Origin of the sequence: Enterococcus sp. AZ095a, assembly GCF_050546735.1 — a bacterium.
Taxonomy (GTDB): Bacteria; Bacillota; Bacilli; order Lactobacillales; family Enterococcaceae; genus Enterococcus_D; species Enterococcus_D entomosocium.
This window is the reverse complement of record NZ_CP172953.1, coordinates 1,896,403-1,919,935: the sequence shown is the minus strand read 5'-3', so window position 1 is coordinate 1,919,935 and position 23,533 is coordinate 1,896,403. Positions and strand designations below refer to the sequence as shown.

The 23,533-nt window shown below is 42.4% G+C and carries 21 protein-coding genes; 19 read left to right on the top strand and 2 right to left on the bottom strand.

The window, feature by feature from the left end; all coding sequences use genetic code 11:
* Positions 1–9 precede the first annotated feature (9 nt).
* Both pfkB and IGJ26_RS08905 read right to left on the bottom strand, forming a co-directional pair.
* On the bottom strand, positions 10–927 hold the full coding sequence (gene pfkB, locus IGJ26_RS08910) for a 1-phosphofructokinase (RefSeq protein ID WP_008380122.1): 918 nt from the start codon (positions 925–927) through the stop codon (positions 10–12).
* Positions 924–1,679: a DeoR/GlpR family DNA-binding transcription regulator gene (locus IGJ26_RS08905; protein ID WP_194199708.1), complete on the bottom strand. Its 756-nt coding sequence runs from the start codon at positions 1,677–1,679 to the stop codon at positions 924–926. Before IGJ26_RS08905 ends, pfkB begins: the two co-directional genes overlap by 4 nt.
* A 205-nt stretch (positions 1,680–1,884) precedes the next feature.
* Here IGJ26_RS08905 and IGJ26_RS08900 point away from each other — a divergent pair, with 205 nt between their 5' ends.
* From IGJ26_RS08900 to IGJ26_RS08810, 19 genes are all read left to right on the top strand, one after another.
* On the top strand, positions 1,885–3,351 hold the full coding sequence (locus IGJ26_RS08900) for an alpha-amylase (protein ID WP_194199709.1): 1,467 nt from the start codon (positions 1,885–1,887) through the stop codon (positions 3,349–3,351).
* A gap of 214 nt (positions 3,352–3,565) precedes the next feature.
* The gene (pcrA, locus tag IGJ26_RS08895; protein WP_194188485.1) at positions 3,566–5,809 is read left to right on the top strand and encodes a DNA helicase PcrA; all 2,244 of its coding nucleotides are present in this window, start codon (positions 3,566–3,568) and stop codon (positions 5,807–5,809) included.
* 13 nt (positions 5,810–5,822) lie between these two features.
* Entirely contained in the window at positions 5,823–7,853 is a 2,031-nt protein-coding gene (gene ligA / locus IGJ26_RS08890) for an NAD-dependent DNA ligase LigA (RefSeq protein ID WP_034872674.1), read from the top strand.
* A gap of 215 nt (positions 7,854–8,068) precedes the next feature.
* Entirely contained in the window at positions 8,069–8,374 is a 306-nt protein-coding gene (gene gatC / locus IGJ26_RS08885) for an Asp-tRNA(Asn)/Glu-tRNA(Gln) amidotransferase subunit GatC (RefSeq protein WP_005225977.1), read from the top strand.
* Complete coding sequence (gene gatA, locus IGJ26_RS08880; protein WP_005235733.1) at positions 8,374–9,846, top strand: Asp-tRNA(Asn)/Glu-tRNA(Gln) amidotransferase subunit GatA; 1,473 nt, start codon at positions 8,374–8,376, stop codon at positions 9,844–9,846. Before gatC ends, gatA begins: the two co-directional genes overlap by 1 nt.
* A complete protein-coding gene (gene gatB / locus IGJ26_RS08875; RefSeq protein WP_005225979.1) occupies positions 9,843–11,273 on the top strand; it encodes an Asp-tRNA(Asn)/Glu-tRNA(Gln) amidotransferase subunit GatB in 1,431 nt (476 codons plus the stop codon). Before gatA ends, gatB begins: the two co-directional genes overlap by 4 nt.
* Positions 11,274–11,283: 10 nt before the next feature.
* Positions 11,284–12,318, top strand: a complete 1,035-nt coding sequence (locus IGJ26_RS08870; RefSeq protein ID WP_005235735.1) for a diacylglycerol kinase — start codon at positions 11,284–11,286, stop codon at positions 12,316–12,318.
* Positions 12,319–12,689: 371 nt separating this feature from the next.
* The gene (locus IGJ26_RS08865; protein ID WP_430599553.1) at positions 12,690–12,989 is read left to right on the top strand and encodes a YlaN family protein; all 300 of its coding nucleotides are present in this window, start codon (positions 12,690–12,692) and stop codon (positions 12,987–12,989) included.
* Between the two features lie 2 nt (positions 12,990–12,991).
* Positions 12,992–14,155 (top strand): FtsW/RodA/SpoVE family cell cycle protein, encoded by a 1,164-nt coding sequence (locus tag IGJ26_RS08860; protein ID WP_008380107.1) that lies wholly within the window; start codon positions 12,992–12,994, stop codon positions 14,153–14,155.
* A gap of 22 nt (positions 14,156–14,177) precedes the next feature.
* On the top strand, positions 14,178–17,606 hold the full coding sequence (locus IGJ26_RS08855) for a pyruvate carboxylase (RefSeq protein ID WP_005235747.1): 3,429 nt from the start codon (positions 14,178–14,180) through the stop codon (positions 17,604–17,606).
* 15 nt (positions 17,607–17,621) lie between these two features.
* Entirely contained in the window at positions 17,622–18,752 is a 1,131-nt protein-coding gene (locus IGJ26_RS08850) for a CAP-associated domain-containing protein (protein WP_430599552.1), read from the top strand.
* Positions 18,739–19,167 carry a YlbF family regulator gene (locus IGJ26_RS08845; protein WP_005235752.1) on the top strand — a complete coding sequence of 143 codons (429 nt, stop codon included), beginning with the start codon at positions 18,739–18,741 and terminating at the stop codon, positions 19,165–19,167. Before IGJ26_RS08850 ends, IGJ26_RS08845 begins: the two co-directional genes overlap by 14 nt.
* Entirely contained in the window at positions 19,154–19,498 is a 345-nt protein-coding gene (locus IGJ26_RS08840; protein ID WP_005235753.1) for a YlbG family protein, read from the top strand. Before IGJ26_RS08845 ends, IGJ26_RS08840 begins: the two co-directional genes overlap by 14 nt.
* A 100-nt stretch (positions 19,499–19,598) precedes the next feature.
* Positions 19,599–20,153: a 16S rRNA (guanine(966)-N(2))-methyltransferase RsmD gene (gene rsmD, locus IGJ26_RS08835; RefSeq protein WP_087664094.1), complete on the top strand. Its 555-nt coding sequence runs from the start codon at positions 19,599–19,601 to the stop codon at positions 20,151–20,153.
* A gap of 1 nt (position 20,154) precedes the next feature.
* A complete protein-coding gene (gene coaD, locus IGJ26_RS08830) occupies positions 20,155–20,649 on the top strand; it encodes a pantetheine-phosphate adenylyltransferase (protein WP_005231326.1) in 495 nt (164 codons plus the stop codon).
* Complete coding sequence (locus IGJ26_RS08825) at positions 20,639–21,691, top strand: SepM family pheromone-processing serine protease (RefSeq protein ID WP_005235759.1); 1,053 nt, start codon at positions 20,639–20,641, stop codon at positions 21,689–21,691. The genes coaD and IGJ26_RS08825 overlap by 11 nt, the downstream gene beginning before the upstream one ends.
* A gap of 91 nt (positions 21,692–21,782) precedes the next feature.
* A complete protein-coding gene (locus IGJ26_RS08820) occupies positions 21,783–22,196 on the top strand; it encodes a DUF1149 family protein (protein ID WP_008380094.1) in 414 nt (137 codons plus the stop codon).
* A 22-nt stretch (positions 22,197–22,218) separates the two neighbouring features.
* Positions 22,219–22,590, top strand: coding sequence for a VOC family protein (locus IGJ26_RS08815; protein WP_008380092.1), 372 nt, complete (start codon positions 22,219–22,221; stop codon positions 22,588–22,590).
* Between the two features lie 163 nt (positions 22,591–22,753).
* Positions 22,754–23,488 carry a metallophosphoesterase family protein gene (locus tag IGJ26_RS08810; RefSeq protein WP_430599550.1) on the top strand — a complete coding sequence of 245 codons (735 nt, stop codon included), beginning with the start codon at positions 22,754–22,756 and terminating at the stop codon, positions 23,486–23,488.
* The last annotated feature ends 45 nt before the right edge of the window (positions 23,489–23,533 follow it).

The following is a 23,533-nucleotide window of genomic DNA, read 5'->3' as shown; positions in this document are numbered from 1 at the left end:
TCCATCCTCCTATAGATTCACTTGTTCAATAATGACTTCCGGTAGTAATTCTTCGATAAATGACGCCTCAGCTAAATCATCTGAGAACGCAGTGGCACTGCCACAAGCGACTCCCCATTTGAATGCTTCAACCACATCTTTGGTCTTTGCGTAACGCCCAATGAATCCAGCAATCATGGAATCTCCAGCGCCAACTGAATTTTTCAAAGGTCGTTTCAACACATTGGAGCGATAGATCTCATTGCCAGTAAAGAGCAGGGCACCATCACCACCTAGAGAGACGATGACATTTTTAGCGCCATCCTTTAGCATTCTTTGGCCATAAGGCAAAATATCTTCGATTGTTGAAAAAGAAGTTTCATAAAGTTCCGCTAATTCATGATTATTTGGTTTGATCAGCAAAGGCTGATCGGATAAGGCATCAAATAGTTCCGCACCAGTCGTATCAATGACAAATTCTGCACCAGCTTCTTTAACGATTTTGATCAATTCTTTATAAAAGTCGGCTGGAAGACCAGCTGGTTTACTTCCTGATAGGATGACGATGTCTTCGGCAGAAAGAGCGGCTAATTGGTGTTTCAATTCAGCGATTTCTTGCTCTTGAATGACTGGACCAAGGCCGTTGATTTCTGTTTCTTCGCCGGATTTTAATTTGATATTGATCCGGGTATCGGCAGCGACTTGCGTAAAATTGCTGTTGATTTCCTCTTTGGTCAGCCACTCTTCAATAAAACGACCAGTAAATCCGCCAACAAAACCAAGGGCAGTCGAGGAGATGCCAATTCGCTTCAAAATACGTGAGACATTGATTCCTTTGCCACCAGGTAGTTTAAAGTCTTGTTTCATTCGATTAAGGGCACCGATCTCCAAATGATCGACGTGGACGATAAAGTCGATCGATGGATTGAGTGTTACTGTGTAAATCATTGTATTACCTCCATAATGGTTGTTTTTGCTCTGAATTTCGCTAAATAGTTTTTTGGGCAATAATCGGTGATGATCGTTGCACCTTCAATAAAAGCAACTTGAGCAAAAGTTGTTTGCTGAAACTTGGAATGGTCTAGCAAGACATAGGCTTGTTGACTGTGCTCTAGTGCAATCTGCTTGATCAGGGCTTCTTCAGGATCGGGTGTGGTGAAACCAGCTTCCGAATGAGCACCGTTCATGCCCATAAAACAGCGGTTAAAGCGCAATTTACGCAACTGTTCACCGGCATTGATCCCTAACACAGCGTTGGTAGCTATCTTGATAGTTCCCCCTAAAATCATGGTGTCGATCCCGTGATCAATCAGTAGGGAAGCGTGCTTGACGGAGTTCGTGACAACTTTCAGCGCTGTGATGGTCGATAAGAAAGGAATCATTTCAAGGGTCGTTGTTCCTGCGTCTAGATAAATGACTTCACCATTTTTGATCGTTTGTGCGGCTGCGCGAGCAATTTTTTGTTTTTCTGTTTGAAACTTCGCTTTTTTTTCAGACATGTTGGGTTCAAAACCTAATTGCTGGCTTTTTTTGGCCCCGCCGTGAATTCTAACTAGAAACCCTTTATCTTCCAGTTCTTGGAGATCTCTGCGGATTGTTGACTCTGAAGCATCCAGCAGTTGGATCAGTTCACTGACTTTGACGATTTCCTCTTGCTCTAATCGTGCCAAAATCGCTTGATGCCGCTCCTCTGTAAGCATTTACATCACCTCTTCACCTGCCATAGTAACATATGATTCATTCAAAATCAATCATAAACAGTAAAAAACATTCATAATGAAAGCGTGAATAATAGAAATCGGTCACAAACGGTCATGCTAACCTTCATTTTCCTGAGATTGCTGTCCTTATATTTGACAATTTTTACTATTATTTGGCTTAATTGAATTAAGGGGGGATAAATAAATGAATAACAAAGTCATTTTACAAGGGTTCGAATGGGACCTGCCGTCAGATAGCCAACACTGGAACAAATTGAAAGAAATGAGTAAAGAAATCAAAGAGTATGGATTTACCGCAATTTGGCTGCCGCCTGCCTATAAAGGGACAGCTGGGTCCGAAGACGTTGGGTATGGTGTCTATGATTATTATGATCTAGGCGAATTCGATCAAAAGGGGTCGGTGCCAACAAAATATGGAACCAAGGATGAGTATTTGGAAGCCATCAAAGCACTACAAGAACAAGGAGTTGAGGTTTATGCCGATATCGTCTTTAATCACTTGATCGGCGCCGATGAAAAGGAGGTCGTTCCGGCGGTTAAATACAATACCGAAAACCGCAATGAACCGATCAGTGATGAAGAAGAGATCGAAGCTTGGACTAAATTCACTTTCCCAGGACGTAAAGGAACTTACAATGACTATGTCTGGACCTGGCATAATTTTTCTGGTGTCGATTATGATGATCGCAATAAAGACCACGGGATTTTTAACTTCGCTGATAAGGGCTGGGAAAGCCAAGTGGATGATGAGATGGGCAATTATGACTACTTAATGGGTTGTGATCTGGACATGGAAAATCCTGAGACAGTGGAACAGCTCAATAAATGGGGGCAATGGTACCAAGAGCTGACTGGTGTTGATGGCTATCGCTTAGATGCGGTCAAACACATTGAGTTCAATTATTATGCGGACTGGATCTTGAACCGTCGGGAAGAAAAAGGCAAACCGCTATTCGTTGTGGGAGAATATTGGTCAGGGGATCTGCCAAAATTAGAAGAGTATTTAGATTCTTCAGGAAATCTGATTTATTTATTCGATGTGCCTTTGCACTATAATTTATATGAAGCATCTCACTCAAATGGCGAATATGATATGAGTCAAATTTTTGCCGGTACACTGACTGCCGCGCGCGAAGATTATGCCGTGACTTTTGTGGACAATCATGATACACAGGTTGGTCAAAGTTTACAATCTTGGATAGACGGTTGGTTTAAAGTCCATGCTTATTCATTGATCCTTTTACGAAAAGCGGGTGTACCGGTTGTTTTCTGGGGTGACTTATTCGGAATCCCAGCGCAAGAAATCGCTCCTGTTGGTGATGCTTTGATCCATATGTTAAAACTTCGAGAGAAGCTTGCATTTGGGAATCAAGTCGATTATTTCGATGATCCTAATTGTATTGGCTGGGTATTAACTGGCGATTATGAACATGAGCTTTCTGGATTGGCGGTCGTGATGACCAATGCTCAAGGTGCGGAAAAAGAAATGACCATCAGCGCGATCCATGGTGGAGAGACCTTCGTGGATATATTGAGAAATAATGAAGCGAAAGTTGTTTTAGATGATACCGGAAAAGGTGTTTTCCCGGTCAATGATGGGCAAGTGTCAATCTATGTGAATGAAAAGCTAGTAGAGAAATACTTTAGCTGATCTCTTTCAATAGTCATAATAAGAGGCTGGTAAGTTTACAGCCTTTTTATTATGTAAACAAACAACGGACTGACTTTTTTCTTTCAAAACTGATGGCATCGTGAGTACTAAAATCAAAGTGCTTTTAATTAAAAGTTTTCAAAGCGTTCGGTTTTCCCCTTTCCCGGATAATGCTATAATTGAGAAGATTGAGAAAGAAAGGATGTTTAAAAGCATGTCATCCAAAAGTGAATTACTTGAACGCATGAATCCACGGCAAAAAGAAGCCGTTATGCATACGGAAGGACCGTTGCTGCTGATGGCAGGGGCAGGAAGCGGGAAGACCCGTGTCCTAACCCACCGAATCGCCTATTTAATAGAAGAAAAAAATGTAAATCCATGGAACATTTTAGCCATCACTTTTACCAATAAAGCGGCGCGGGAAATGAAGGAACGGGTAAGCCAATTATTAGGTTCCGGTGGAGAAGACGTTTGGGTCTCGACCTTCCACTCGATGTGTGTCAGAATCTTGCGCAGAGATGTTGATCGAATCGGTTATTCGAAGAATTTTACTATCATTGATTCTTCTGAACAAAATACCCTGATGAAACGGGTATTAAAAGAATTGAATATCGATCCCAAAAAATATGATCCTCGTTCCATTTTGGGAACGATCTCTCATGCAAAGAACGAGCTATTGACACCTGAAGCTTACCAAGCCATGGAAGGTAGTCTATTTGAGCAGATCGTGGGTCGTTGTTATGAAAAATATCAAAAAGAGCTGCGCAATAATCAATGCATGGACTTCGATGATTTAATCATGAATACGATCCGCCTCTTCCAAGACAATGAAGATGCGCTGCAATTTTACCAACGGAAATTCCACTATATCCATGTCGATGAATACCAAGATACCAACCACGCCCAATACACGCTGGTCAATTTATTGGCCGCTCGTTTTCGAAATCTTTGTGTTGTTGGGGATGCGGACCAAAGTATTTACGGTTGGCGTGGTGCCAACATGCAAAATATTTTAGACTTTGAAAAAGACTATCCGGATGCCGCAACGATATTGTTAGAGCAAAACTATCGTTCAACGCAAACGATTTTAAATGCGGCAAACCAAGTAATCAAAAATAACCGCAACCGCCCAGACAAAAATCTGTGGACAGAAAATCGTGATGGGGAAAAAATCACTTATTATCGCGGGGATAGTGAACGAGATGAGGCGCGATTTATCGTCAGTGAAATGCAGAAACAAATTGCAGAAAAGAACCGTAAATTCGGTGATTTTGCGATTTTGTATCGGACCAACGCCCAGTCACGGATCATTGAAGAAATGCTTTTAAAAGCCAACGTTCCTTATACGATGGTCGGCGGCAGAAAGTTCTATGACCGCAAAGAAATCCGTGATATTTTGGCTTATTTATCGGCGATCGCCAATCCTCGTGATTCCATCAGCTTGGAACGAATCATCAATGTACCAAAACGTGGGATCGGTGCGACATCCGTCGAAAAACTACGAGATTTTGCGAATCTTCATGAGTGGTCATTGCTAGAAGCAGCCATGAACGTCGAGTTGGCGAATATTTCTGGAAAGGCCGGCAAAGAATTAGGAAGCTTTGGGATGATGATGGATGGCTTCGCCCAAATGGTTCCTTACCTCTCAGTAACTGAACTGACGAAAGAAATATTAGAAAAGACGGGTTATCGTCAAGAGTTAGTCAACCAGAATAATTTAGAAGCACAAGCTAGACTTGAAAACCTGGAAGAATTTTTATCGGTTACCCAAGAATTCGATAAACGATTTGAGGCGCAAAACGAAGACGATGCAGATGCACCAGATGAGAAGTTGAGTGTTTTCTTAAATGACTTAGCTTTATTGTCAGACGTCGATAGTTATGAAGAAGAAAGTAGTCAAGTGACGTTGATGACCTTGCATGCTGCAAAAGGACTGGAGTTTCCAGTGGTATTCTTGATTGGTTTGGAAGAAAATATCTTCCCGCTTTCTCGGGCTTTAATGGAAGAAAGCGAACTCGAAGAAGAACGGCGCCTTGCTTATGTGGGAATCACTCGTGCTGAGGAAGAGCTCTTTATGACCAACGCTTTTTCCAGAACATTATACGGTCGTACCCAATACAATCGTCCGTCACGGTTTATCGAGGAGATTGAACAAGATCTGCTGCAATCATTAGGCGAGCGTTCACAACCGAAAGCTGCTGCACCGTTTCAACCAAAAGTCTTTAAACCGAGCTATACACAGCCGCGTCAAACGACCGTCGCTTCTAAGCAACAGACCTCTGCAGCTGGTAATACATGGCAAGTAGGCGAGAAAGTTCAACATAAAAAATGGGGAATCGGTACGGTCGTTCGGACGACTGGCAGCGCGCAAGACATCGAATTAGATGTGGCGTTCCCACAACAAGGCGTCAAACGATTGTTGGCGGCCTTTGCGCCGATTGAAAAAGTTGAAAAATAAGGAGGATATTAGGATGGATGTCCCTTCAAAAGAAATCCAATCACGAGCAGAAGAGCTGCGTACGCAATTAAATCAGTACGCGTACGAATACTATGTAAAAGATCAACCTTCTGTTGAAGATTATCTCTATGATCAGCTGTATGCAGAACTGGTTGAAATTGAAACCAATTATCCGCAGCTAATAACCGAAGACTCGCCCACCCAACGAGTAGGCGGCATCATTTTACCTGGCTTTGAAAAAGTCACCCATGATATCCCACTTTATAGCCTGAACGATGTCTTTGACAAAGAAGGAATCGTGGCTTTTGATGCTCGTGTTCAAAAAGCATTGGGGAAAGCGGTAGATTATGTCTGCGAGTTAAAGATCGATGGATTGTCAATTTCCTTGAAATATGAAGAAGGGCGCTTTGTTCGGGGAGCGACTCGAGGAGATGGTACGGTAGGTGAAAACATTACAGAAAACCTAAAGACTGTCAAATCGATCCCACTGAAATTAAAAGAACCGATCTCGTTGGAAGTTCGTGGCGAATGCTATATGCCAAAGGCTTCGTTTTTGAAATTGAATCAACAGCGAGAAGAAGAAGGGGTGGAGGTTTTTGCCAATCCGAGAAACGCAGCTGCTGGAAGCTTACGTCAATTAGACACTCGGATCGCAGCCCAAAGAAACTTGAGCACCTTTTTATACACACTAGCTGACTTTGGTCCAATTGAAGCTAATGATCAATTTTCAGCATTGAATGAACTGGATCAATTAGGCTTTCGTACAAATCACGAACGCAGAGTGTGCCACACCATCGATGAAGTGTGGGCATATATCGAAGAGTTTCATGACAAGCGCAGTGAGCTCCCGTATGAGATTGACGGCGTAGTCATCAAAGTCAATAATTTTAAAGATCAAGATGCGTTAGGCTTTACCGTAAAAGCACCCCGATGGGCGGCGGCATATAAGTTTCCACCGGAAGAAGCGGAAACAGTGATCGAAACGATCGAATGGACCGTGGGACGGACGGGTGTTGTGACACCGACCGCTGTTATGACTCCTGTTCGTGTTGCTGGAACGACGGTCAGCCGTGCTAGTCTCCATAATGTAGATTTCATTAAAATGAAAGACATTCGCATTGGCGATTCGGTCATCATCTATAAGGCGGGGGACATTATTCCAGAGGTTGCGAAAGTCTTGGAAGAAAAACGCACGGAAACAAGTGAACCCTTTGAAGCGCCTACACATTGTCCCGAATGTGGGAGTGAGCTGATCCATTTAGATGAAGAAGTTGCCTTGCGTTGTATCAATCCGAAGTGTCCAGCGCAGATTAAAGAGGGCTTAAGCCACTTTGTTTCCCGAAATGCTATGAATATTGATGGTTTAGGGCCACGTGTTTTAGAGCAAATGTTCGATAAATCCTTAGTCAAAGATGTGGCCGACTTGTACTTTTTAACAGAAGAACAATTGCTGACCCTCGATAAAATCAAAGAGAAATCAGCTAATAACCTTTTGCGTGCCATCCATCAAAGCAAAGAAAATTCAGTTGAGCGCTTGATTTTCGGGCTAGGCATCCGTCATGTTGGTGCCAAAGCGGCTCGGATTTTAGCGGAACATTTTGGTGACCTTCGGACCCTTAGCAAAGCCAAAGAAGAAGAGATCATTTCGTTGGAAACCATTGGTGCTACAATTGCAGAAAGTGTCGTTACGTATTTTGACAATCAAGAAGTTCACGACCTTTTAGATGAACTTGAAAAAGCGGGTGTTAACTTTGCTTATCTAGGGCTGAGAACGGATCAATTGGAAGAAGTGGAGTCGCCATTTAAAGAGAAAACAGTCGTTTTGACAGGGAAATTGAGTCATTTCACCCGCGAAGAAGCCAAAGAAAGAATCGAAAACCTTGGTGGAAAAGTCACCGGAAGTGTGTCGAAAAAGACTGATATCGTTGTTGCCGGGGAAGAGGCTGGCAGTAAACTGACCAAAGCCCAGTCCCTAGGCGTTACCGTTTGGGATGAAGCTCAAATGGTGGCTGCGATCGAAGGCAGTCATTCGGCAGAACAATAACTGTTAAGTATTGTCACAGACGAGAAGCAGTTGTTTCTTCTTGTCTAATTGAAATCATTTCTTCCCTGCAATACGAGGAAAGAAATGATTTCTGCTTTTATTTGCAATTATATTTGATAATTTTCAAATTCTATTTCATGATTTGTTAAAAAAATGATACAATACATTGGAAAAACGTAAACGTAGATTACGGATACGAGAAAGAGGAGGATTTTATGGCGATCAGCGAAGAACAAGTCAAACACGTTGCCAAACTAGCAAAACTTTCATTCTCAGACGATGAATTACATGAGTTTACCTCTCAGCTAGGAAAAATTATTGATATGGTTGAAACACTTGAAGAAGTGGACACCACAGGAGTACCATTCACATCGAATGTCGCAGAAACGATCAATGTGATGCGTGAAGATGTAACGACCGGTGGCTGGGACCGTGATGAATTAATGAAAAATGTTCCAGAATCTGAAGAAGGCTTTATTAAAGTGCCTGCAATCATTGACAATGGGGAGGCGGGTGCCTAATGACTGAACTATATAATAAAAGCTTAGAAGAATTGCATAGCTTATTAGTATCAAAAGAAATCACTGCGACAGATCTAACGAGCGAAACCTTTGCTCGCATTAAAGAAACAGAGCCAAAAGTTGATGCGTTTCTTGCATTGAACGAAGAAAAAGCCCATGCGTTAGCGCAAGCTATCGATCAAAAAGGTATCACTGAAAGCAATGTGTTGGCAGGGATTCCCATTGGGATCAAAGATAACATTGTTACCAAAGATCTACGCACAACAGCTGCTTCTAAAATTTTAGGCAACTTTGACCCAATCTACGATGCAACCGTCATGGACAAAGTTTACCAAGCAGACATGATTCCAGTAGGTAAGTTAAACATGGATGAATTTGCGATGGGGGCGAGTACGGAAACGTCGTTCTTTAAGAAAACAAAAAACGCTTGGGACGAGACAAAAGTACCTGGTGGTTCATCAGGTGGCTCGGCGGCTGCCGTTGCAGCGGGACAAATCCCCTTATCATTAGGTAGCGATACGGGTGGTTCGATTCGCCAACCAGCAGCTTTCAATGGAATCGTCGGGTTGAAGCCAACATACGGACGGGTTTCTCGTTTTGGTTTGATCGCGTTTGCATCTTCGTTAGATCAAATTGGTCCAATGACCCGTGGTGTGAAAGACAATGCCATCGCATTAAATGCCATCAGTGGGTTTGATGCAAAAGATAGTACGTCAGCCGGGGCAGCTGTTCCTGATTTTACAGCAGGTCTGACTGGTGATATCAAAGGCATGAAAGTTGCTTTGCCAAAAGAATACTTAGGCGAAGGAATTCAAGCGGGCGTCCGAGAAGCGATCTTAAAAGCTGCAGACACTTTCCGTGCGTTAGGTGCGACCGTGGAAGAAGTCAGCTTGCCACATTCAAAGTATGGGGTAGCTGTTTACTATATCATCGCTTCTTCAGAAGCAAGTTCTAATTTGCAACGTTTTGACGGCATCCGTTACGGTTTCCGTTCAGAAAATGTCAGCAATTTAGAAGATGTCTATGTTAATTCGCGCAGTGAAGGATTCGGGGAAGAAGTAAAACGTCGGATCATGTTAGGTACGTTTTCACTAAGTGCTGGCTACTACGATGCCTACTTCAAAAAAGCCGGTCAAGTACGAACGTTGATCAAACAAGATTTCGATAAGGTCTTCAGCCAATACGACTTGATCATTGGCCCAGCTTCCCCAACGGTAGCATTTGGTATTGGAGAAAATATCAATGATCCGATCACTATGTACTTGAATGATATTTTAACCATTCCTGTGAACTTAGCAGGACTGCCAGGGATGTCGATTCCAGCAGGTTTTTCTGAAGGACTGCCTGTCGGCTTGCAAATCATTGGGAAACATTTTGATGAAGCAACCATGTATAAAGCGGCTTATGCCTTTGAACAAGCAACTGATTTCCACACGAAAAAACCAGTGATTTTAGGAGGGGATAAGGCATGAACTTCGAAACAGTCATTGGGCTTGAAGTCCACGTAGAATTAAAAACAGAATCAAAGATTTTTTCTCCAGCACCTGCTCACTTTGGCGCTGAACCAAATAGCAACACGAATGTGATCGACTGGGGCTATCCAGGTGTTTTACCAGTAATGAACAAAGCGGCTATCGAATTTGGGATGAAAGCTGCGCTTGCGTTGAATTGTGAAATCTCAAAAGAAACACATTTCGACCGCAAAAACTATTTCTATCCTGATAATCCAAAAGCCTATCAAATTTCACAATTCGATCAACCGATAGGTCATGATGGGTGGATTGAAATCGAAGTGGAAGGTAAAAAGAAAAAAATCCGCATTGAGCGAGTTCATTTGGAAGAAGATGCCGGGAAAAACATGCACGGCAAAGGCGGTTATTCTTATGTTGATCTAAATCGTCAAGGAACCCCTTTGATCGAGATCGTTTCCGAAGCAGATATGCGTTCGCCAGAAGAAGCATATGCGTATCTAGAAGCATTGCGCTCAATCATCTTGTTTACAGAAGTATCTGATGTGAAGATGGAAGAAGGTTCCATGCGTTGCGACGCCAATATTTCGTTGCGACCTTACGGCCAAGAACAATTCGGAACAAAAACAGAATTGAAAAACTTAAACTCTATGTCCTTCGTGAAAAAAGGTTTAGCATTTGAAGAAAAACGCCAAGCCAAAGTATTGCTTTCTGGAGGCGAGATCCAACAAGAAACTCGTCGTTTTGATGAAGCAACCAGCAAAACTTTATTGATGCGTGTCAAAGAAGGTTCTTCTGATTATCGTTACTTCCCAGAACCAGATATCCCACGATTTGTGATCGATGATGAATGGATCGAACGGGTACGTCAAAGCTTGCCAGAAATGCCGCAAAAACGTCGTGCCCGTTACATCTCTGAATTGGGCTTACCAGAATACGATGCAATGGTCTTGACTTTATCAAAAGAAATGTCCGATTTCTTTGAAAAAACCATTGATGCCGGTGCTGATCCCAAACAAGCTTCTAACTGGTTGATGGGGGAAGTTTCAGCGTATCTGAACAGTGAAAAATTGGAACTGCCAGAAACAAAATTAACCCCAGACAATTTAGCGGGAATGATTCGTTTGATCGCCGATGGCACCATCAGTTCGAAGATTGCGAAAAAAGTCTTCAAAGAATTGATCACAAACGGCGGCGACGCTGAAGAAGTCGTAAAAGCCAAAGGATTGATCCAATTATCAGATCCTGCGCAATTACTACCAATGATCAATGAAGTATTAGATAACAACCAACAATCCGTCGATGACTTCAAAAACGGAAAAGACCGCGCAGTTGGTTTCTTAGTTGGTCAAATCATGAAAGCAACCAAAGGACAAGCGAATCCAGGCGTTGTGAACAAGCTGTTGCAAGAAGAACTAGCAAAGCGATAAGAGGCAAGCGATGAAAAGAGCAAGAGTAATCTATAACCCGACATCTGGGAAAGAATTGATTCGAAAAAATTTAGCAGATATTTTAGATGTTTTGGAAAGAGGCGGTTATGAGGCGAGTGCGTTTGCCACGACCGCTGCACCATTTTCCGCCCGTGATGAAGCAAGAAGAGCTGGCGAAGCTGGTTTTGATTTGGTGGTAGCTGCCGGTGGTGATGGCACGATCAATGAAGTCGTCAATGGGATCGCTCCTTTAGAAAAGCGACCAAAAATGGCGATCATTCCTGGAGGAACCACCAATGACTACGCACGTGCACTAAAGATTCCTCGGACCGATATCAAAGCAGCTGCGGAAGTGATTTTGAAGCAGCAAACGGTGAAGATGGATGTTGGAAAAACACCTAACACGTATTTTATCAACATCGCTGCTGGCGGACACTTAACAGAACTGACCTATGATGTTCCTTCTGAGTTGAAAAGTGTTTTTGGCTACTTAGCTTATCTAGCAAAAGGAGCGGAATTACTCCCTCGTGTCAAACCGATCAAAATGCATCTAAAGTATGAAGACGGAGAATACATTGGCGGAGCGTCGATGTTCTTTTTAGGGCTGACGAATTCAGTGGGAGGCTTTGAACAGATTGCGCCTGATGCAAAGCTTGACGATGGGAAATTTTCGTTGATCATTGTCAAAACGGCCAATATTTTTGAGATTGTCCACTTAGTTGCTTTAATGATGAATGGTGGCAAGCACATCAACGATCGTCGTCTGATTTATACGAAAACATCTTTTCTTGAAGTAGACGCGCCAGAGCAGGTCAATCGATTAATGATCAACCTTGATGGTGAATACGGCGGAGATGCTCCTATGCGCTTTGAAAATCTACACAATCATATTGAGTTTTTTGCGAATGTCGATCAAATTCCTGATGATGCGGTCGTTGGTGAGCAGAACTATCAAGAGATGAGCGAAGGTTTTATTAAAGAAGTCGAACGTCTTTCCGATGAGGACATTAATGGAGATGGCAAGATCGGCGACGAAACAAGGTAAACGATTTTTCTTTTCATGCAAAGTGAAAGAACAGGGACTTTTGGACCTGTTCTTTTTTTAAAAAATAAATTGTGGAAAAAGTAACAGGAATATTTTTAAGAAAAGTTGATAGAACAGCTTTTCTTAAATTTTAGTAAAGGACGTTTTTTGCGTTATGTTCCACATCGGACGTTTGTTTCACGGATATTAGCGTGATTCATGAAGATAAAACGAATGAAAAATTGGAAAAACGAACGATCTTCGCTAAAAAACGAACTTTTTGAAAATATACTCGTTAAAGTTCGTCATTTACGTATTTCTATGCAATCTAATGATGCAAAAGCCAGAGAGAATATGCTATAATGGTGAAACGAAGAAATGGGGGGACCGGAATGGAGCACATCGATTCTACAAAAGCGCTAGATCTGCTTAGAGATGACGCAAAACGAATCAAAAAGCTGATCCGAAACCAAGAAAATAGTTTATGTATCGCACAATGCAAAGCATTTGAAGAAGTGGTTGATACCCAAATGTATGGTCTATCACGGCAAGTGGCATTTGCGATCCGCTTGGGGATCGTCGATAATCAAACAGGACAACAATTGATGGCGGATCTCGAAAAAGATCTGAACCAATTGTACAGCGAGGTCTATGAAGACCAGCGGACACCTGAAATCGGCAAGGAGGCATAAACTTGCCAGAAAAAGTAAAGAAAAGACATTTATTAGATTATAGTATTTTACTGCCTTATATAGTGATGTGTGTTACGGGTTTGATGATGGTCTACAGCTCCACATCCTATGTTGCGATGACCGCCACACAACCGACCACAGCTGCTTCTTACGTCATCAATCAAACATTATTTTGGTTGGTGAGCCTAGTAGCGATCACTGTCATGTATAAAATGAAAACGGATGTTTTTCGGAATAAAAAATTTGTCCAGATCGCCATGATCGTCATCTTGTTTTTATTGATCGCTGCTTTCTTTTTCCCAAGAAGAAACGGGGCCCATGGTTGGTTAACGATTGCGAGCTTTTCTATTCAACCAGCTGAGTACTTGAAATTTATTGTCATCTGGTTTTTATCGGTGACGCTATCTTATCGTCAAAAAGGCATCCAACAAGAGTTTTGGAAAACGGTTTGGCGTCCAATCGGAATCGTTTTCGTCTACACCGGGATCATGGCCTTTTATCCCGACTTAGGGAATGCTGTGATCGTCATGCTACTGGCTTTTGTCGTTTTATTATCTAGTGGATTGAATTACTTGTACACTTTGATATTGGGGTTGGCAGGTATCGTTGGGAGTATGTTGATTGTCCTATTTGTGAATCTAACTGGCGGTAAGCTTTTACCAGCTTATGTTTATAGTCGCTTTTCATCCTTTTTGAACCCGTTTGCTGATGAATACAATACAGGTCATCAAATGGTCAATGGGTATTACGCAATGTTCAACGGTGGGCTTTTCGGACGCGGACTTGGAAATAGTATCCAAAAACGTGGCTTCTTAAACGAAGCGCACACCGATTATATATTTTCGATCGTTATGGAAGAATTAGGCTTGATCCCATCGATCATTATCTTAGGTGTTTTGTTCTATATGGTGGGACGGATCTTTCTTGTCGGTATCCGTTCAAGAGATCCCTTTAATTCCATGATGTGTATCGGCATAGGGACATTATTTATGTCTCAGATTTTCATCAACTTAGGGGGGATCACTGGTTTGATCCCATTGACGGGAATCACTTTTCCGTTTTTAAGTCAGGGTGGGTCAAGTTTGCTGATGCTGTCGATTTGTATTGGTTTTGTATTAAATATCAGTGCCGAAGAAAAGAGGAAACAATATTATTTGAATTATTGATCAATTGAATGGAGTGGATTAGATGAAGAAAATTCTTGTTGCCAATCGTGGAGAAATCGCGATTCGTGTCTTCCGCGCATGTGCGGAGTTAGGAATCAAAACAGTCGGTATTTATGCTGCGGAGGATGAATACTCCGTCCATCGTTTTAAAGCAGACGAAGCGTATTTAGTGGGGAAAGGCAAACGGCCGATTGATGCGTATTTAGACATTGAAGATATTATTCGCACAGCGAAAAAAGCCGGGGCTGAAGGGATTCATCCAGGGTATGGTTTTTTATCAGAAAACCTGGGCTTTGCTCAGCGCTGTGAAGAAGAAGGTTTGATTTTCATCGGACCATCCACTCACCACTTAGATATTTTTGGCGACAAGATCAAAGCAAAAGCAGCAGCGATCGAGGCGGGGATTCAATCCATTCCCGGATCTGACGGTCCAGTGGCATCGATTGACGACGTTTTAGCATTCGCTGACGAACATGACTATCCAATCATGATCAAAGCAGCTCTTGGCGGCGGTGGTCGAGGCATGCGTGTCGCTCATGATGAAAAAGAAGCACGTGATGGCTACGAACGTGCCAAAAGTGAAGCGAAAGCGGCATTTGGTAGTGACGAAGTTTACGTTGAAAAATATATTAGTAATCCAAAACATATTGAAGTCCAAATTCTAGGGGATACGCACGGAAATGTCGTCCATCTATTTGAACGTGACTGCTCTGTTCAGCGCCGTCACCAAAAAGTAGTCGAAGTGGCACCTTGTGTGTCAATGACGACTGAACAACGGGAAAAAATTTGTCAAGCTGCCGTTCAATTGATGAAGCATGTTGGCTATATCAATGCCGGAACAGTGGAATTTTTAGTTGAAGGCGATAAATTTTACTTTATCGAAGTAAACCCTCGGGTCCAAGTGGAACATACAATCACTGAAATGATCACCAATTTAGATATCGTGACGACACAAATACTAATTGCACAAGGCAAGGATCTGCATAAAGAAATTGGGATTCCTGAACAAAAAGATATTCGCTTCGAAGGGGTTGCGATTCAATGTCGCGTGACAACGGAAGATCCAGCGAATAATTTTATGCCAGATACTGGTAAGATTGATACCTACCGTTCTCCAGGTGGATTTGGGGTTCGTTTGGATGTCGGAAATGCTTACGCCGGTGCGGTGGTAACCCCGTATTTCGACTCACTGCTTGTAAAAGTCTGTACACATGCGGCAACCTTTGATCAAGCGATTCAGAAAATGATGCGCTGTTTGAAAGAATTTCGTGTACGTGGGGTAAAAACAAACATTCTCTTCATGCGAAATGTCGTTTCTCATCCAGCCTTTCGTTCGGGTGAAGCCAAAACCACCTTTATCGACAATACGCCGGAACTATTCAATTTCCCTCGGATTCGTGATCGTGGAAACAAAACCATGAAGTATATCGGGGAAATTACCATCAATGGATTTCCGGGGATCGAAAAACAAAAGAAACCATTTTATAATGAGCCACGGATGCCACAACACATCCAAGCAACGCCTGATTTTGTCAGCGCCAAAAATATTTTAGATACGAAAGGTGCCGAGGGTGTCGTTGAATGGATCGGTCAACAAAACAATGTCTTACTGACGGATACAACCTTCCGAGATGCCCATCAAAGTTTGTTGGCAACTCGTGTAAGAACCCATGACTTTAAGAAAATTGCCGCGATGACGGAAGCTGGTCTGCCACAATTGTTCTCAAGTGAAATGTGGGGTGGAGCAACGTTCGACGTTGCCTACCGTTTCTTAACAGAAGATCCATGGGAAAGATTGCGGATGTTCCGGAAAAAAATGCCGAATACTTTGTTGCAAATGTTGTTTAGAGGCTCCAATGCTGTGGGATATTCCAATTATCCAGACAATGTATTGGAAGAATTCATCAAAGAATCTGCAGCGCAAGGAATTGATGTGTTCCGAATCTTTGATAGTTTAAACTGGGTTCCACAAATGGAGAAAAGTATTCAAGCCGTTCGCGATACAGGAAAAATTGCAGAAGCAACGATTTGCTATACCGGGGATATCAATGATCCGACCCGTCAAAAATATTCAGTACAATACTACAAAGATATGGCGAAAGAATTGCAAAACCTTGGTGCCCATATCATTGCTATCAAGGATATGGCTGGATTATTAAAACCGCAAGCGGCTTATCGTTTGATCAGTGAGCTAAAGGATACGATCGATGTGCCGATTCATCTGCATACCCATGATACGAGTGGAAATGGGATCATTACTTACTCAGCAGCTACTAAAGCCGGTGTTGACATCGTGGATGTCGCTATGTCAGCGGTCAGTGGCGCAACGAGTCAACCAAGTATGAGTAGTTTGTATTATGCACTATTGAACGGCGAACGCTGCCCAGAAATCAATGTAGACAATATCCAACAGTTGAACCACTACTGGGAAGATGTCCGCATGTACTACCATTCCTTTGAAAATGGCTTGAACGCACCTCAAACGGAAGTGTACAAGCATGAAATGCCGGGGGGACAATATACCAATCTCCAGCAGCAAGCCAAAGCCGTTGGTTTAGGCGAAAAATGGGATGAAATCAAAGAAATGTATCATGAAGTCAATATGATGTTTGGAGACATCGTGAAAGTGACGCCTTCTTCGAAAGTCGTTGGGGACATGGCACTCTTTATGGTTCAAAATGGCTTGTCTGAGAAAGATGTTTTTGAAAAAGGCGATACATTAAGCTTCCCTGAGTCAGTAATCACATTCTTTCAAGGTGAGTTAGGTCAGCCAGTTGGTGGCTTCCCGAAAGAATTACAGCGCATTATCTTGAAAGGACGCCCAGCCTTTACCGAACGTCCTGGAACATTCGCGAAGCCAGTTGATTTTGCTGATGTGAAGCAAGAACTAGCGGAGAAAATCGGCTATGAACCAAAACATGAAGAAGTCTTGAGCTACTTGATGTATCCGCAAGTCTTCCTTGATTATCGAAAAGCTTATGAACAGTTTGCAGATGTGAAAGTTCTTGATACTCCAACTTTCTTTAACGGCATGCGCTTAGGTGAAACGATCAATGTTGAATTAGAAAAAGGCAAAATCTTGATCATTCGTCTAGATGAGATCGGTGAGCCAGATATTGAAGGCAACCGAACCCTCTTCTTTAACTTGAACGGACAACGCCGAGAAATCGTCGTTAAGGACAACTCAATCATCAGCTCTGTTCAAACGAAACGTAAAGCAGAGCCAACGAACAAAGAACAGATCGGTGCTTCGATGAGTGGCTCAGTTTTAGAAGTATTAGTCAAAAAAGGCGACCGGGTGGCACGTGGACAAACCTTGATGGTCACGGAAGCGATGAAAATGGAAACTTCGGTTGAAGCCCGCTTCTCAGGCGTAGTTGAACATGTGTATGTAACCGATGGGGAACCAATTCAGTCAGGAGATCTTTTGATTGAAGTCAAAGAGAAGTAAGGAGTCGATCCACAGATGAAGCGAAGAGGATTATTGTTTTGCGGCTTATTTGTCCTAGCCCTAATAATCGTGTATTTGCAGCCAGTTTTCATGCAAAACGCTTCAGATTCAAGAGTGACGATCGAAAACCCAATCAAAGCACCAACAAACATGAATTACGAACCAATCGCAGCTCAAGGATTAGCTGAATTGATCGGGGAACCTGTTTCGGATTTCGAAGAAGTCTATGGTCTTCCAGTTCAAACATATCGATCAGGTTACGAGTTTGAAATTCGGGTCTACAATCAATTAGACGATCAACAGTATGTTGAGATCAATACCGATGGTGAAAGTGTGCAAGCAATCAAAGTAATCGGCGCCGGGGGCTCTTCCCTGACACCTTTTACGATGGGCATGACCTTGACTGACTTGACGGAGTTGACCATGATCTATCCTAACTTTACCTTGACACAAAATGATCGTGCGATCAGTTTCGAATTGATGGAAGAAGATATGAACTACCGTCCATTAGTGGCTTTTGACAACGGGACATTTGCTGTTTTGTTCTTTGATCAGGAGACTGCCCAACTGCAAGCCGTCACTTACTTGGATCAGACCACATTGCTTAAACTGGCACCTTATCCCTTGACGGAAGGGCAGCGACCGCTATTTCAAGTTTCGCAAACAATTGACCAAGCCCAAGCCAACCTTGAAAAAGAGACCCTGGCGTTTGTTATCATCGATAAAATTCGCCAGCAAATCGGCTTAGACAGCTTCTCACAAGATACCCAAACACATCAAGAAGCAGCTGGACTTTTATTTAATTTGACGAATAACCTATCAGACTATTTGACTTCTCAACGAATCCATTCTTATCAACGAGCACTTTCTTCGGAAAAGACAAGTAATTTTGTCTTATCGAATGACGAATGGCGAGAGTTGTTAGCGGAAAAGGAATTGGAAGCATCTGCTTCAATCTTCGAAGCGCCTGTTTATGATCCAACTTTTACGATTTTATCTTGGTTCAGTAATCCAAGATTTACTGAGCGCCTGACCCATGAACAATCAGAAAAGATAGGAATTGCTTTTTCTGAAGCAAATATGGTAGTCTTAGTGCAAGAAGATGTGGAAGGGACCGAGGATAGTACGTCAGATGATTTACGATGAAGCCTTTTTTGAGATTGAAGATCAAATCGAAGCACTTGTGAAGGCAATCAAAGCAAGTGAAACGTGTAAAACCTATCAAAAAGCGAAACAGGTCATGCATCAAGACCCTGATGTTCAGACATTGATGCGATCGTTTTTAGAAAAAAAACTAGATTTTGAAAGAATTGAAGCTTACGGTGAGTATGCGCCTGATTTCAAAGAAAAAAAACGGGCGTTGCGCACAGCCAAGCGGCAGTTGGATCTTAATGAACAAGTAAGTGAGTATCGCTGGAGTGAAACACAACTGCAGCGTTTGCTGGATGAACTGACTGTGGCGATCTCTACTTGTTTTTCTCCCTCTGTCAAAGTGGACGCTGGGAGTCCCTTTTTTCAATCAAAATCAAGTTGTGGAGGAAATTGTCATGCACGAGGATAAAGAGCCTTTTACGATGCAAAAGCGTCGAGGATTGATCGTATGGGTTTACAGCCTACGTCAACTAAAGAATTTGCGCCGTTTTGGTTTTGTTCATTATGTGTCACGCAAGATGAAATACGTGGTCATGTATTTGAACGAAGAAGAATACGAAAGCAAAAAAACAAAAATCGAGCAGTTTCACTTTGTTCGACAAGTTGAAGCTTCCTATCGACCAGATGTCGAAATGGATTTTGCTGAAAAAATTGGTACGTCAGCAGCCTATCCAGTGAAAGATGAAGGGTTTGATATCGAAGAAAAAAATACGATGATTCGATTGGCAGAAAACGTGTAATAAAAAAGTGGGGGTGCCTTGAGTCACCGCCATTTTTTTATTGCTATTTATAGAAACAGTGCTATATTTGTATTTACGAAGATCTTGGAGGGAAAAAAGCATGCGTGTAGTAGCCGGAGAATATGGTGGCCGCAGATTAAAAAGTCTCGCTGGAGACAACACTCGCCCCACGACAGACAAAGTAAAAGGGGCGATTTTTAACATGTTAGGGCAATATTTAGATGGAGGTGTTGTACTGGATTTATTCAGCGGAAGCGGGGGCTTAGCTATCGAAGCGGTCTCTCGGGGAGCTGATCATGCGGTTTGTGTCGACCGTAGTTTTCCAGCAACCAAAGTGATCCGCGAAAATATTGCTATAACCAAAGAACCCGAAAAGTTCACGGTGCTAAAAATGGATGCGAATCAAGCTTTACGGCAGTTTGCAGCTGAGGGACAAAGTTTTGACTATTTGTTTTTAGACCCGCCATACGCAAAGCAAGAGATTCTGCATCAGTTAGAAGCTATGCTGAAGGATGAATTGATTCGCCCGTCTGCATACGTAGTTTGCGAAACAGACAAGTCCATCGACTTACCAGAACAAATCGGCTCGTTGCATTTGGTCCGTGCCCAAACCTATGGCATATCGGCAGTGACGATCTATAGAAATGAGGGATAACGTGAAAAAGATTGCTTTATTTCCAGGGAGTTTTGACCCATTGACATCCGGTCATGTTGATCTGATCGAGCGAGGAGCCACGCTTTTCGATGAATTGATCGTCGGCGTTTTTACAAACACCAATAAAAAAAGTTTTTTTACGAGTGAAGAAAAAGTTCATTTGATCGAAGAAGCCCTCGCCCATATTCCTAACGTCAAGATTTTGGCACAAGAAACAGAGCTAACAGTCACGATTGCGAAAAAATTAGGTGCCCAGTTTCTGCTTAGAGGCATTCGCAGTGTGAAAGACTATGAATATGAGCGGGACATTATGGAAATGAACCATCACCTAGAACCCTCATTAGAGACCGTCTTTCTTTTAGCAGACGCAAAACATAGTTTCATCAGTTCCAGTTTGTTGAAAGAGATCTTAACCTTTAACGGCGATGTTGCCGAATATTTACCTCAAAATATCTACGATGCTATAGTAAAGAAGCGTGATACCAATGAATCTTAAATCAACGATCAAATATGTTCTCTTGTTTGTTTTAGCGCTGATCATCGCCGCTTGTGCCTTTTTGCCGATTCCCTATTATATCGAGCAACCAGGAGCAACGATCGATTTAAAAGAGCTGATTACCGTCAATCAAAAAGAAGACACATCAGCCGGCTCCTTTTCTTTGACCAGTGTTGGGATTCGACAAGCTACCGTGTTCACAGCGATTGGAACGAAATTCAATGAATTCCAAGACTTGATCAGTGAGGAAGAACTTTTAGGCGGTGCGACAGATGAGGAGTACAACCGCATTCAACGCTACTATATGGAATCCTCGCAAAATAGTGCGATTGAGCAAGCATTAAAGCTAGCAGACTTACCTTATGAAATGACCTATAAAGGGGTCTATGTCATGGGGATCGATCCAAATTCCAGCTTTGCTGGGAAAATATCCGTTGGAGATACCGTCACCGCAGTCAATGGTAAAGAATTTAAAAGCAGTCAAGATTTTATCGACTACGTCCAAAGTCAAACCATTGGTGATGAAATCACCGTGACTTACTTGCAAGATGGCGAAGAAAAAGAAGCAACGGGCAAACTAATTGAACTGGAGAGCAATCAAAAAGCCGGTATCGGCATCTCCCTCGTCGATCATACAGAGATCACTTCTGATGAAGAGATCGTGATCGATTCTGGCAATATCGGAGGACCTTCCGCTGGTTTGATGTTCACCCTTGAAATCTATGAACAGTTGACCGGAGATAACCTACGTAAAGGCCACAACATAGCTGGGACAGGAACGATCTCAGCTGACGGAACCGTTGGTCGAATCGGTGGGATCGATAAAAAAGTAGCGAGTGCCAGTGAAAGTGGTGCAGAAATCTTCTTTGCCCCAGATGATGAAATCACTGACGAAGAGCGTGAAATAGATCCTTCCATCAAAACAAATTATGAAGAGGCAGTGGCAGCAGCGAAGAAGTTAGACACGGATATGAAAATCGTTCCGATCGCCAATGTCCAAGATGCCTTGGATTATCTAGCAACACTGAAAGAAGCAAATTAAAACGGCGCTCGCCGTTTTTTTATTGTCTAAAGAATACAGTAGGCTCAAAGAAAAGGTTATGCTATACTTTTAGATAAGGAGTGTGAATCTAGTGGAATTAAAAAGACAACAACCGATCGTTGAAGCATATCATTTTGATATGAAACCGAAAGACAAAGAAATGGAAACAAAATTGAATGTCGGCTTTGCGCCGTTAAAAGTCAAAGATGAAGAATATATGGAAAAAAACAGTATTATTGGTGCCCGCTTAGAATTCCAATTGGTGTTCCCTGATTATGTTTTGTCAGGACGTGTCGGACAAGTCAATCATATTTTGAATCGCAAAGTCAATTCTGGAGAAGATCTAACAAAAGCTGAAACTGATCGTTTGGTTGAGCCCTTGTTTGATATCGTCAAACGCCTGACGTATGAGGTGACAGAAATCGTGACCGATAAACCAGGACTCCAACTGAACTTCAATACCAACTCGAACCCCACACAAGAATCGACCGAAGAAGAAAAATAAGTTGAAATAGGAGGGATTTCCATTGTTTTCCAACCAAATGCAAGTGATGCTCTACGTTGATGATGTGACGAAAGCTGTCGAGTTTTGGCAAGAATTAGGCTTTGTGATCATTGAACAGCAAACGATCGATGGAACATCCGTCGTCGAAATCGCTCCTTCAAAAGAGGCAGAGGCTCATTTTGTCTTATATGACCGTGAGTTCATCGAAACGCACTCACCTGAAGTCGCATTGAATTCTCCATCGATCATGTTTTTTGCTGAGGACATTACAGCTCTCTATAAAAAACTTTTAGAGATGGAAGCAGAAGTGGGTGAATTGATTCAGATGGAAGAACAACTGGTTTTCAATTTTGCCGATCCAGATGGCAATTATTTTGCTGTATCAGGAAAATAGGTTTTGCCGATCGTAACCAATCATTCGTCTTTATGAACCCGACTCTATGCTGTCGAACCGTTCAAGGCGAATGATTGTTTTTTGTTTTAATGCAAGACATTTTGCAACTAAAGGACTAGAATTGATAATAAAAGAATCAAATGCCTTTAAGGAGGGAATGACAATGCAAAAATATCTTTATGCAATCAGTGATATTCATGGAATGGCCGATCTTTTTAAAAGGCTTCTTACGGAATATGATCCTAAAATCCATCAGTTGCTTTTGATTGGTGATCTAAATGACCGAGGACCAAAGTCCAAAGAGTGTTTATTACTTGGAAAGAAATTAGTCGAAGAACATCAAGCGATTTATTTACGTGGCAATCACGAAGAGTATTTTCTGCAATTTCTAAATGCCCCTGAGGATTGGTTCGCCGCCTACGTACGCAATGGTGGCAAAGAAACGCTTGAAAGTCTTTTGCATACAGGCGCCACTGAGGAGTATTCGCCGACGGAAATCGCCTTAATGATCCGAAGTAGGTATGGAGACTTAATAGAGTTTTTAATGGAGCGGCCACTTTATTACGAGTGGGGAAAGTACCTCTTTGTCCATGCGGGCGTGGATTTAAGTAAAAAAGATTGGCGGAAGACCACCGACCACGATTTTATCTGGATTCGCGAACCTTTTCATAAAGGGAAAAACCGCACAGGAAAAACGATCGTTTTTGGCCATACCATCACGCCCATGCTGCATGGAGATATGCAGACAACGGATCTTTGGCAACAAGACGACAAAATCGGCATCGATGGTGGGGCAGTATTTGGTGGATCGGTGCATGGCGTGATTTTTGATGACAAAGGGGTCCTTCAAGATATCGAATATCAAAATTTAGCAGGACCTTGGCAACAAGACTTTTAAAAGTCTTTTCTAAAAAGAGAAAAGCAGCCATTACAAGAGCCCCGA